This window comes from Prevotella communis (genome assembly GCF_022024175.1).
Classification (GTDB): domain Bacteria; phylum Bacteroidota; class Bacteroidia; order Bacteroidales; family Bacteroidaceae; genus Prevotella; species Prevotella communis.
Genome location: NZ_CP091794.1, coordinates 2,869,057 through 2,881,942 on the forward strand (window position 1 = coordinate 2,869,057; position 12,886 = coordinate 2,881,942).

Consider the following 12,886-nt stretch of genomic DNA (forward strand, 5'->3'; position numbering starts at 1 on the left):
TAGGCCCATAAAGCCCATCAGACCCATTACAAAAAAAACACCATATGAAAAAAATTACAATAGCTATTGACGGTCATTCTTCCTGCGGAAAGAGCACAATGGCCAAAGAACTTGCCCGCAAAGTGGGCTATGTATATGTAGACACAGGCGCTATGTATCGCTGTGTAACCCTTTATGCCCTGCGCCATCAGCTCTTCACTGCCGACGGCGCCGTCCTGGAGGAGCAGCTTCGCGAGGCCATGCCCCAGATTGACATCGACCAGCGTCTGATTGACGGCAAGACCACCACATTCCTGAATGGCGAGAATGTAGAACGCGAGATCCGCAACCTCGAAGTGAGCAATCATGTCAGTCCCATCGCCGCTATCCCCTTTGTACGCACTGCCCTTGTAGCACAACAGCAGAAGATGGGCCGTGAAGGCGGTATTGTGATGGACGGACGCGACATCGGCACTACCGTATTTCCTCATGCCGAACTCAAGATTTTCGTTACCGCCAGTGCCGAGGTACGTGCCCAGCGCCGCTACGACGAGTTGCAACAGAAAGGCATGCCCGCTGACTATGCCGATATCCTGAAGAACGTACAGGAGCGCGACTATATCGACTCACACCGTGAGGTATCACCCCTGCGACAGGCCGATGATGCCCTCCTGCTCGACAACAGTCACATGACAATCGACGAGCAGAACAAGTGGTTGATGGAACAGTTTGAGAAGGCTACGAAATAACGATACGTTTCCTTACTATTTCATAGGTATCAACCGTATCACCAAAAACCAATATGTCAAGAAGCAAAGAGGAAGCTATTGCTGCAGGTGTGCAGGTCAGAGAAACCCGGCACAAGATGAAACGCCGCAAACCCTGGCACGATTACCATCGCAAGGGCACATATATGGTGACACTGGTTGTTGAAGGAAGACGGCCTGTGCTGGGAAAACTAATCATGTCCGCTGGAGAACAAGATACATCCGTAGAATTGACGGCTCTCGGGAAGGCCATTCGAGATGAAGAGGTACAGAAGATATCAGCCATCTACAAGATGGTTGAAATATGGAAGCTCTGCATAATGCCCGATCATATTCACATGATAGTGAGAATAAAAGAGGATTTGCCTGAGGGCAAGCATTTAGGGCATATAGTGGCAGGCTTTAAAGGAGGATGCTCAAGGGCCTGGTGGAGGATGGATAGACCCTGCGCTGACGCGCAGGGAGTGGTGGCGGCTACCGACGCGCAGCGAGTAGTGGCGGCTACAGACGCGCAGGGAGTGGTGGCGGCTACTGACGCGCAGGGAGTGGTGGCGGCTACTGACGCGCAGGGAGTGGTGGCGGCTACTGACGCGCAGGGAGTGGTGGCGGCTACTGACGCGCAGCGAGTGGTGGCAGCCACCACTCCCGCCGCATCAGCGGCGGGAATGCCCTCCCTCTTCGAGCGCGGCTACAACGACCTCATCCTGCTTAACGATAGCCAGCTTGACAACTGGAAGCACTATCTCGATGACAATCCTCGCCGCTTAGCCATTAAACGGCTTCACCCTGATTTTTTCACTACCCTAAACTATATTGACATCGCAGAGTGGCATTGTCAGATAGTAGGTAATCGTTTCTTACTTGACATCCCGCAGAAAGTCGCAGTGATTGTGCATAGTGCTTATAGCGACAAAGAGTTTGCAGCATATAAAAAAGAATGGCTGGCATGCGGCGAGGCTGGCGGTATCTTGGTAAGCGCAGCCATTTCGCCACGTGAGAAGGAAGTGATGCGCGAAGCCATGAACCGGGGCTACCGTATCATTCTTGTAAGGGAGAATGGCTTTCCCCCCTTATATAAGCCTTCTGGAGAATCGTTCGACGCATGTTCCAATGGACGTCTCTTACAAATCTGCCCTTGGGAATATCACATGGAACGCCGAATTATCTCACGCGAGCAATGTCTGATGCTAAACAGATTGGCGGAAGAGATTGCTTATCACCAATAAGCCACTATTTCCTAATGAGTGTAGAGCCCTTAACGGATGAGGGTCCATCAAGTTGAACAGCATAGATGCCTGCAGGCAGAGAACCTAAAGAAAGGATTTGGGATGTTTGTCCTGCCTTAACAGTTGACGTATGAACAAGGCGTCCATTCATCGTATAGAGGCGCAAGCGGACAGAGGAAGACAGAGGGTGTTCGAAAGAAACAGACAACTGATTATCTGCATAACGAATACGAGCGGATGTATGCGTCTTTGACACCTCCTCTACACGGTCAACACCGAGGATATACAGCAGACCACGATAGACATCTATCTCCCCATAACCATATTTATTATTAGGATAAGTGAGCGACTTGTCATAATGACGACAAGTGAGACTCAGTACCTCTTTTATTTCCTGAGGTGTCAAATCGGGTTTAGCCTGAAGCCATAATGCTATCGCACCAGCCACGGCAGGACAGGATGCAGAGGTGCCACTACTGGACACCCAGGCATAGGAGCGGCCGTTAAACTCATATCTATCCAGGTCCCAGGTCAGGTCCGACGCATCCGGATGCGCCTCCATATAGAACGAGCTGAACGAAGAGATGATATTATTGCCCGGGGCCATCACGTCAGGTTTTATCCGTCCGTCGAATGTGGGACCAACAGACGAGAATGGTGCCCAGACGCCGCTATTTCCCAGCCAGTATTTTTTCCACTCCCCTCTCATATTCTGAATACTGTCACGATAGGAAGTGGACCCCACACTGATTACGCAAGGAGCGCTTGAGGGGGAATGGATACAACAGACGCTTTCGCCGGCATTCAGAGAAGGATTCAGTGTTGACGTATAGAGATTACCATTCACTCGAAAAAACTCCACATCAGCTTCCCTGCCCACCACTTCTACAGACAGTGGTCGCCTGGCGCCGATATCACCGGTAGTACGCAGCGTCACGTCATAGCACATCTCACTGGCGTCATAACAGGAAGGATAAGCCTCTGTGGTCACACTCAACTGATAATCGTCCAAATTCAATACCGCTGTCAGCAACGAGTCTTCCTGCGACAGCACGTCAGACGTCCGTACCAGTAAGGTATCGTTGGCATCAGAATAGGCCACGAGACGCAATTGGAAGTCCTGTGCCGACTTGAACGTCAGCAGCATCTCAGGACCGCTGTTTGACAGGAAGGCACCAGCCGATTCCTCACCTGCAGGTTTGCGGAACCAAGATTTCACCGCACCATTATTACCTGCAGCAGCCACCAAGATACGTCCAGGTCCAACCAAACTATCCAACATCTCATAATATAACTGGTCATAACCACGGAAATCCTGCACCGAACCTTCACTGAACGAAGCGACACAGGGTTTCCCCACGCTTTTAGCATAGTCAAACAGATACTTGAATCCCAGCGCATCGGTAGCAAAGGTATATTTATAGTAGTCGGCTGAGTCGATATAGACAATATCATCGGTCACGGCATTGGCAACCAGACAGAGGTCGGCTTCTGGCGCCATGCCCCGGTAAGGCGACCCCACGCCACTGCCTGCAGCAATGCCTGTAGTATATGTTCCGTGCGTCATATCCAGACCGTCACGGGAATGCCCCAGGGCCAACAGGTTCTCCCGTCCCTCGTAATCACGTCCTACATACAGTCCGCTGCCCACGGTATCCTGTGTCACCATATCCCAGAATTTCCTGATACGATACTGCGTAGTATCAGCAGAATAGAAATTCGGATGGGTCAGGTCAAAGCCTACATCCATCACGCCCACGACCACGCCCTTACCCGTGAAAGCCTGTGGCAGGTTCTGGCCGGCATAGACAGGCAAGGCATTCAAATGGGTAGCCATCTGATCGGTGGACAAGCAGTTTCCCTGACGCGCCTCCATACGCAGGATACGGGCATCAAGCGACAGGGCACCCAGTTGTCGTACGGGTATATCCGCAATACATACCTGTCCTATACGTGCCAGCACCTTGCAACCATGTTCCCGAAGTACCTCCTCACCGTTATCACCAACCTTCACGAAAGCGCAGACGGAAGAGGGATGATGGGAGAGGGAAGAAGGAAGATGTAAGATGGATGAGGGAAGATAGGGGATAGGAGATGAACTGCGTGCCAACTGACGCAACAGGGGTGACATCTTGCCATACTGAGGCCGCTGGGCAAGAACAGGGATGCTCAGCAGGCACAACAGTACTATGATCAGTTTAAACCTCAAACCTCCAACATCAAACATCAGACATCAAACATCAAAAGTTTATCCCTGCACTGTTCCATCAGCCATTTAGGCGTTGACGTGGCACCGCAGATGCCCACGGTATTGATGCCTTCCAGCCACTGAGACGCTATCTCCTCCGGGCCTTCCACCAAATGAGTATTAGAGTTCACGCGCAAGCACTCATTATAAAGCACCTTTCCATTACTACTCTTACGACCACAAACAAACAAGACAAGGTCATGCTTGGCGGCAAACTGTGAGATATTCGGCATTCGGTTGGCCACCGAACGACAGATGGTGTCAAAGCTCTGGAATTTCGCATTTGGTGATATATGTGCCTGAATATAGTCAATGATACGATGGAATTCATCGAGCGATTTCGTCGTCTGACTATACAAGTAGATATCACGCGAGAAATCCAGTTTCGTCACCTCATCGAAATTCTCAATGACGATAGCCGAAGACTGTGTCTGTCCAACCAGTCCCAACACCTCGGCATGACCCTTCTTGCCAAAGATAACGATCTGCGACTGGAGGTTTGCATCATACTGTTCCTTGATGCGCTTCTGCAGTTTCAGTACCACAGGACAGGTCGCATCAATAATCTCGATATTGTTCCGGCGCGCCAGTTCGTAGGTCTCAGGTGGTTCACCGTGGGCGCGCAGCAGTACCTTCACATCATGCAACTCTCGCATCTCCTCATGATTAATGGTGATGAGTCCCATCTGTCGCAGGCGCTCACACTCCATACCGTTATGCACAATATCTCCCAGACAATAGAGTTTCTCGCCCTGAGCCAGTTCCTCCTCCGCTTTCTTAATGGCCGTGGTCACGCCAAAACAGAAACCACTGCCGTTATCTATCTCTATCTGAATCATTATTACTCGTTATCTCGTTGTCTCGTTATGACGTTATCACGATAGTAAATCTCCAGCAAATCCTGTGCTGCTACAAAACTCGTCTTCTGTCCCTGCAGCACCGACTGCTCTGCCAACTGAAGCTGTTCACGAATCCGGGGATTATGATAGAAATTCAGCCTCAGCTGTTCGTTGATGGTCTCATACATCCAGTACTTCGATTGTTCGTTGCGCCGATAATCAAAATAACCGTTACTCTTCACGAAATCAAAATACTCGTAAATCATATCCCAGATTTCCTTTACACCCGTGCCATAGAAACCACTATAGCATAGCACCTTTGGTGTCCAGCCACTCTCTGGCATGGGGAAGAAATGCAGGGCATTACGGAAATTGGTTGCAGCCATCTGACAACGGTCCACATTATCACCATCACATTTATTGATGACGATGCCATCGGCTATCTCCATGATACCGCGTTTGATACCCTGCAACTCATCGCCTGTACCAGCAACCTGTATCAACAGGAAGAAGTCAACCATCGAGTGACAGGCCGTTTCGCTCTGACCAACACCTACCGTCTCTACGAATATCTTGTCGAACCCCGCAGCCTCACAAAGGATGATGGTCTCACGTGTCTTTCGTGCCACACCGCCCAAAGAGCCGGCCGACGGACTGGGACGGATAAACGAATCAGGATGTATGGCCAGTTTCTCCATACGTGTCTTATCTCCCAGGATACTTCCCTTGGTACGCTCACTGCTGGGGTCGATAGCCAATACCGCCAAGCGTCCGCCTTTCTCTTTCAGCAGATGAACGCCAAACTCATCAATAGAGGTCGACTTACCAGCTCCCGGCACGCCACTGATACCGATACGTACACTTTTCCCACTATAAGGCAGGCACTTATTGATCACCTCTTGCGCCTTAGCCTGGTGGTCAGGGTTCACACTCTCTATCAGCGTCACTGCCTGCGAGAGAATCGTCACATCACCCTTTACGATACCCTCAACCATCTCGCCGACGCTCAACTCACGCCTGCGGAAACGGTTACGCTTCAGGTAAGGGTTGATGATAGAAGGCTGCTCTACCCCACTATTCACCTGCAAGCCAGCATATTCAGCACTATTCTCGGGATGTTCCATTTGTTTGAATTGATAATTATTTCACACTCACTTTGATAACCACCTTGGAGTGGTCGGGGTCGTTGGTAATCATCAGCACACGCGGACGCTGACGAGCCTTCAGTACCTGATCCCTGTCTATCACGACCTTCAACTTCGTGGACTCACCAGGTTGCAGTTCACTCTTATCCAGCGTCACCTTCATGCCCTTTGTAAACATCTGTAGCGATGATATCTTCAAAGGCACGCGGCCCTTATTTGCCAAGGTGATAACCCCCTTCTTCACATTCCTTTTGCCCACCATTCCCAAAGCAATAGAGTCGGTGGAATACTCCAGTCGGGGCGCATACTGTTTGTTTTTTCCTTCGAAAAGCGTCGCATTAGGCAACAACACCACTGAGACAGGGAACTCCGTCTCACTGCTCACCTTGTCGCTCAGTTGCTCTGCCAGGTAAATCGTGGTCTGTGTCAGTCCGAAACTGTTCAGATGCTGCGAATTCAGTGTCAGTGTCAGCTTACCGGTCTTCCCCGGTTCCAACTTCTCCGGCACAGCAAAAGCCGAGAGATATGGCGGCAAATGAAGCATATTCGGCACCACCGTTTCCGTACCATTATTAATAATATTGATAACCATCTCCGGATGGTCACCCTTATTCACATCATCAAACTCCGCATTATCCACATCAGCCAGAATATTTCCGAACTTATAGGGATACATTTTAGTATAGTCTTTCCAGTCCTCAAGGACCACACCTTCCATGGTCAGCCATACAGGTTCCTTAGAGCCACGCACATAGACAGCAGCCTGTTTGCGGAAATGTCCCAACATACGGGCATCATAGGTCAACGAGATCTTAAAGGTCTCACCGCCACCCACACTTTTCCTTGGGTAGTCCACCTTGGTACATCCACAATCCGGTTTCACACTTGTAACAGTCAGATGACGTCCGCTTCTATTTTTCAGTTCAAACGTCGCCGTGACAGGCACCTCAAACCCCGTCTTTCCGACATTAACCGTTGACTTATCTACCTGCACGCGCTGTGCAGATACAACCAGAGAGGCCATACAAAGGCCCAATATAACTAAACTTCTATTCATTTCACGATGATAGTTTGCGATTTAGCGACACCACGGAACTCAGGACTATAGGCACAACTGGCAGTACAGGTGCCTGTCTCGTATGTTCCCGCGCGGTCGATATAATATTCCGTCTCTATGACATGCTTACCCTTAGCAAGCAAGTCGAAATAATAATTTGTAGCACAATCCTTCGGTGTTGTATAATAGCCCCAATGATAACCGCTCAACTGGTTCACCGGTTCCATGCAGGCAGCACGCTTGTCAACAACCTGCACAAAATCATAGTCACGGTCGGCCTCGATGGTGATGCGTACCTTGATGCGGTCACCGACGCTAAAGGAAGAGTGAATAGTGAAAAGTGAAGAATTTGCTGCCGCACTTAATATCTCGCGCTTCACCTTCAAACCGCTGTTCTGTGTCTCCACCTCGGCGGTGGGCTGCATGAACTGCATATAGACAGCACCCCATGAGGTTCCTGTAGAGGTTTTCTCGGCAGTGAAGGTCTGCTTGTTGTCACCACTCATTGTGGTCTTCACATAACCGATACCTGCCGTAGCCTTCGAGGTCTCAATCTCATTGCCATCGACCTTCAAGACGGTATGTGGGGCGGCAGCAAATTTTTCACTTTTCACTTTTCCTTTTTCACTTAAAAAGGCATAAATAGCATCGGCACTATTCACGGGCGTATCCCAAGCCTGCGTACGTTTCTCCTGCAACAGCCAACGCTGCATCTCCTCGATGGTCTTGGTATCCTCAGGCGTCAGTCGCTTGATAGCCTCGATAGCAGCCACCTGTGTGGGGATGCGGTAGTCACGCCAAGAGTAGAGGGCTCGGTTCGTGTCATAATAGCGTCCCATATCCTCACGATAAACCGTGTATTCCTTCAGGCTCTTGATATACGTCTTATTATTTAGAACAATAGCCGACATCGCCTTATCGTAGATGCTTTGATTAGTTGTTTCTTTCTTCAACAAACGGATGAGATAGTTATTAGCCTCTTTCACGTTGGCAGGTAACTGCCGACCGTCGAGCGCACAAATATAAAGCCACTGTAGTACCATGTGACTGGGGAAGGTTGGTTTCCATCCCTTCTTGGCATCCTTCTTCATCTCATCAACCATCTTCACCATCTCTTTCCCCATATAGTCGAAAGCCCTGGTGAGCATTTGTTTGGTAGCATCTTGAGTAGTGGTCATCTGGTTCAGACGTACCAGCATCTCGCTGACTTCAACCGTCATATATATTGACCCATCCATACCAGGCCACCAACTCCATGAGCCATCAGCAAGTTGCAAATGACGCAAGTTATCTAAAGAGCTATTCTGCCGTTGCTGTATCAGGTTTTCGTCAAAGAAATCAGCCAGTCGCTCTTTCTGCTCCTGTTCTCGATTAGCATCAGCCAGCCAAGGCGTCTCATCAAGCAACAAATCTTTCAGTTCCTGATTTTTCTGCAGACCGCTCTGTAAAGAAACCTCATCATGACTCCAAGCCTCAAAGATATGTTTTGTCTGCGGGTTCTGCTTCAGAATATGGCGCCCTATAGCATTGGCATAAAAAGCTGATACCTGACAGATAGCACAGTTATCGTGAGGATGACCCACCGTAGGCAATGCCTGAATCATCAGCCACACAGGGTTATTGGTATACTCTAACGTCAGTTGACTATTCGTTTTATCTTTCAAGGCAGACAAGTCTATCGTCTTTATCCCAGGCTCTGTCTGTGTAAAAGGTACCGTTACGGTGACACGCTCCCTATTAGGAAGTATTGGCAGATAGTGCTGTTCACCGTCACTAAAGCCCTCGCCACTAACCATGACCTTGGCCACCAGCAGACTATAAGAAGTGCTACGACTGTCATAAGTGAAGGTTACCGCACTAGTGCCATTAGCCGTCACTTGAACATTTTGCTCCTGAGCAGACACCACCTGCATGGTCTCTGGATCAAGCAATTCCAGACGAGCTTTACCGTTGACAGACTTCTCACTAGTATTCAGAATACGTGCAGAGATAGTGGCCATGTCACCCTCGCGCACAAAACGAGGCATATTAGGTATAATCATGACTTCTTTCCTAGCTACAGCATCGTCAGTCAATGTTCCTGTCTTCATATCCTGTGTATGAGCCAAGCCCATGAAGTGCCAGGTGGTCAGGCACTCTGGCAAAGTGAATTTCATCGACACCCGTCCTTCGCTATCAGCCAGCAGTTGCGGATAGAAGAATGCTGTCTCCTGCAGATTCTCTCGCATCTGCATCTGCTCAATTCCATTCTGCTTGTCAGACACGTTCATCCCAACAAGATTATCCGCTACCGTTTCCTTCGTTTCTAAGATATCCATCCCAGCAATACGACCTTGCAGACTTTCATCTACCGTTGCCATTGCCATACCAGCGAACTCCTTCGGAGCAGCCGTCTGTGTGCCATATGAGATTTCTGATGCTCTGCTTGCTAAGCTTCCCATCAACCGGGTGTTCCTTGTCATATAGACACCCCTTCTGAAACTTGAAGCATCAGGATAGATAGAATGATCGAAACGATTGAATGTCAGTTGACGCACCTTGAGTAGTGCCTCTGTCCAAGAAGCATTTGGAGTTTCAAATCTGCAATCATAGAAGAACCAACTTGTCTGAGGCAATGGCAATCGTCTATTGACACTCATAGACCATTCGTGGGGAGTCAACTGATCCAGGCTCTTATCATAAAGCGTAGCCAACAGCTGCGCCTTGACGGGTTTTCCGTCTGGGCCTAAGATGGTTAGCGTCCATTCTTCGTTTTGTCCAGGTTCCAATCGGTTGCGGAAAGTCTGCCATTGCAGTTTCAGATTCATATCCGGTTTTGGACGTTCAATAGAAATATCATGAACATAGGATTTACCTTCTTTCACCCATGCAAAACTTATCAGGATACCATTATCATAGTCCTCTTTGTATGTAAACTTACGATTCAATAGTTCATTTGTCAGGTCAACAGAACCACTTTCTACTAGTCTGTCGCCCGAAAGAATAGTATAAACCACATGTACATCGCTGGCTGACGATCCTACCTGTACGGTAACAGGCGTACCATCATTAGGGAAATAATTACTTGAAGCATAGAACCAATCGTCTGTCTCAGCAACAGGTCGTTTATCATCGAGCGAGAACACCACGAACTCACGTTTCAGGGAATCCTCACCACAGATAGCCTCCACGGTATGCTTACCCACCTTCAGTTGTCCCTTTGCAAAAGGGCATTTCGTCTTGGTCTTGACAGTATTCCATTTGCCACCATCCACACGATAGCGCACACTCGCATCCGTATCAACACCAGCAGAGTTCTGCATCATAAAGGTCATACTACCCCCATCCTCTTTCAGTATCTTTGTGGGTAAATCAATGAGAAACATCGATTTGCGGTTACCCAACGGCAACGACAGCTCGGCATAATGCGTCTCACCCGCCTGATCTGTCACATTCACATTGATATCGAAATTATAGAGCATGGCATATTTCGTCATGGGCAACACCATAGGGGTAGGAATCGTGAAGTTTCCATTAGCATCAGTAACGACCTCGCCCTCAGCCATCATGTGAGTACCGTCATCCTCCCCAATAGTGATCTGATTCCAATAATACGAATAGCGCCACCATAATTGATGCCTGGTACGCTCCACCGTGTATTTTACTTTGGCACCCTGTACTGGTGTTCCGGCATAAGTACGGGCTATACCTTTCACCTGTAGCGTATCACCATCTTTATAGTCAACCGTCACCTTTGGCATCTCCACCTCGAAAGTTGGGCGCTTATATTCTTCCACACGGAACCAGTTGCTTACACGATCCACTCGTACGCAGTATTGTCCTGTCAAGCCCTTGCGTGGCAGTGTAAACTGTGCGGAACAAGTACCATAATCATCAGAAGTTACATACTCTTCTCCAATCTCCTTTCCATTAGCATCTTCTAAGGTAATCTGTACTTTCTCACCTTTACGCACACTATGTTGGAAGCCCTTCTCTGTCTTATAAAGGATGACCGACACATGAACAACCTGCCCAGGACGATAGATGGAACGGTCAGTAAAGATTCTGGCTTCCTCTCTCATTTCCTGTTGTTTATAATACGTGAAATAGCCATAATGATTCATCTCTGCGCAAGCCTTATCATCGTCAGTAGTAACAAAGAGTTCTGTGACGCGCAAACTACCAGTCTCGCTAACAGCCTCACCCTTACTATCGGTGGTCAGGGTGACAATCTTTCCATTCGAATTAAAACGTAGTTTGGCACCACCCACGGGCTGTCCTGTGGTCGCATTTACAACCACATAGCGGGTCTTACTTTTGGAAAGATGCTGAGACAGCACACGCAGGTTGCTAACGTAATAGAAACTACGTTCCACCTTCTTCATACTTGGCAAGGTTTCAACCTCTACCATGTAGACACCCACGGGCAAAGCCGACAGTTTCAGGGTATCATTGAATTGTTCATAGGGAGCCTTGCCACCATAGGTTCGCACCTGTGTCAGTTCTGGTTTCTCCGTCAGTTTTCCTTTGATTTTCCGATAGTCATTTTCCTTGTTCGGATCAATATCTTTCAGATCCATTGCGGTGGCATTCACACGATAGACACGCATAGTAAGCTTAGAAATACCACGGATATCACCGATACCTACGGTTATTTCCCTATGAGGCAATACCGGTTCATGCGCCCAAGTATAATAATTCAAGGACTTTAGCTCCTTCTGCTTATTACGCAATTCATTCATTCGGTCCCATGTACCCCAGTGTTTCAAGGCAACATCTATATATTCCCATTTCTCTTTTGCCGAGACCTGAGCATTCTCCTCCATGAGTCCATAACGACGAATTGCCACCTCGCCCGTCTCCGGCAGGTCGGCATAAGCCTCAGCCAGCGAGTCTAGACGTGCAAAAAAAGGAGGCCAGCTTGACTTTTCGTCGTCATAAGGTGCTTGTAGCATGAGCCATTCCAAACTACTCATCATCGCTGCCACACGATTACCTTTCTTCAGATAATAATCACGCAACACATCATAATGCTTAGTTTCATAACCAATCACGCTAAGCAAGTCACCACTATAAATGCGGCTGTCTTCGCCTTCCTTCACAAATGGCCGGAAACTATCAGCTTTCACCGCAGCCAACTGCTCCGGATGCTGCAATGCCATATCATAATAATGCTTGGCAATCTCTCTGCGATTCTCGCCAAGAAAGTAGTTTCTTTCATAGATAGAACCCAGCACGGTCTGATAAACAGCACGCAACACAGGATCCTTTGCACGCTCCTCACGCTGCTGCAAACGCTCTACAATAGGCTTCAGCGAGTCACGGCTCACCGAAGTACATGCCTGACCGGCCTCCAACTCTGCTTTCAGTAATTGTCCGTAATTCTTTTCTTTCTCTGCCTTGGCTGCTATCTGGCGTAGCACCTGCTGTTCCGTCTGCGGCAGATCCTTGTTCAAGGCATCTTCCACTTGTTTCCACAAAGACTCATACGACTGTCCAAACAAAAACGCTGGAATCATCCATATAACGGCTAATGCAATCTTTTTCATATGCGAACATTGTTTTAGAAAGCAAAGATAACAAAAAAAATCAGACAACACCCACTCCATTGCCCTAAAATAGGAAAGTTTAACGCATTTTACGGAT

The 12,886-nt window shown here is 48.6% G+C and carries 7 protein-coding genes; 2 read left to right on the plus strand and 5 right to left on the minus strand.

The window, feature by feature from the left end; translation table 11 throughout:
- Window positions 1–44 precede the first annotated feature (44 nt).
- The gene (gene cmk / locus L6466_RS11525; RefSeq protein ID WP_237802787.1) at window positions 45–728 is read left to right on the plus strand and encodes a (d)CMP kinase; all 684 of its coding nucleotides are present in this window, start codon (window positions 45–47) and stop codon (window positions 726–728) included.
- Between the two features lie 53 nt (window positions 729–781).
- Complete coding sequence (locus tag L6466_RS11530) at window positions 782–1,972, plus strand: transposase (RefSeq protein WP_237802786.1); 1,191 nt, start codon at window positions 782–784, stop codon at window positions 1,970–1,972.
- 4 nt (window positions 1,973–1,976) lie between these two features.
- Here the strand turns inward: L6466_RS11530 and L6466_RS11535 are convergent, their stop codons facing one another.
- From L6466_RS11535 to L6466_RS11555, 5 genes are read right to left on the minus strand one after another with little or no spacing between them, the layout of a single operon-like run.
- Window positions 1,977–4,181, minus strand: a complete 2,205-nt coding sequence (locus L6466_RS11535; RefSeq protein ID WP_237802785.1) for a S8 family serine peptidase — start codon at window positions 4,179–4,181, stop codon at window positions 1,977–1,979.
- A 17-nt stretch (window positions 4,182–4,198) separates the two neighbouring features.
- A complete protein-coding gene (locus tag L6466_RS11540; protein ID WP_237794830.1) occupies window positions 4,199–5,059 on the minus strand; it encodes a 4-hydroxy-3-methylbut-2-enyl diphosphate reductase in 861 nt (286 codons plus the stop codon).
- 2 nt (window positions 5,060–5,061) lie between these two features.
- The gene (gene meaB, locus L6466_RS11545) at window positions 5,062–6,183 is read right to left on the minus strand and encodes a methylmalonyl Co-A mutase-associated GTPase MeaB (RefSeq protein ID WP_237802784.1); all 1,122 of its coding nucleotides are present in this window, start codon (window positions 6,181–6,183) and stop codon (window positions 5,062–5,064) included.
- A 16-nt stretch (window positions 6,184–6,199) separates the two neighbouring features.
- Window positions 6,200–7,261 carry a DUF1573 domain-containing protein gene (locus L6466_RS11550; RefSeq protein ID WP_237802782.1) on the minus strand — a complete coding sequence of 354 codons (1,062 nt, stop codon included), beginning with the start codon at window positions 7,259–7,261 and terminating at the stop codon, window positions 6,200–6,202.
- Window positions 7,258–12,789 carry an alpha-2-macroglobulin family protein gene (locus L6466_RS11555; protein ID WP_237802781.1) on the minus strand — a complete coding sequence of 1,844 codons (5,532 nt, stop codon included), beginning with the start codon at window positions 12,787–12,789 and terminating at the stop codon, window positions 7,258–7,260. Before L6466_RS11555 ends, L6466_RS11550 begins: the two co-directional genes overlap by 4 nt.
- Between the last annotated feature and the right edge of the window lie 97 nt (window positions 12,790–12,886).

Bases quoted from the DNA above. Each gene is read 5' to 3' on its own strand.
- cmk (WP_237802787.1), top strand. From the start codon at position 45: ATGAAAAAAATTACAATAGCTATTGACGGTCATTCTTCCTGCGGAAAG.
- L6466_RS11530 (WP_237802786.1), top strand. From the start codon at position 782: ATGTCAAGAAGCAAAGAGGAAGCTATTGCTGCAGGTGTGCAGGTCAGA.
- L6466_RS11540 (WP_237794830.1), bottom strand. From the start codon at position 5,059: ATGATTCAGATAGAGATAGATAACGGCAGTGGTTTCTGTTTTGGCGTG.
- meaB (WP_237802784.1), bottom strand. From the start codon at position 6,183: ATGGAACATCCCGAGAATAGTGCTGAATATGCTGGCTTGCAGGTGAAT.
- L6466_RS11550 (WP_237802782.1), bottom strand. From the start codon at position 7,261: ATGAATAGAAGTTTAGTTATATTGGGCCTTTGTATGGCCTCTCTGGTT.
- L6466_RS11555 (WP_237802781.1), bottom strand. From the start codon at position 12,789: ATGAAAAAGATTGCATTAGCCGTTATATGGATGATTCCAGCGTTTTTG.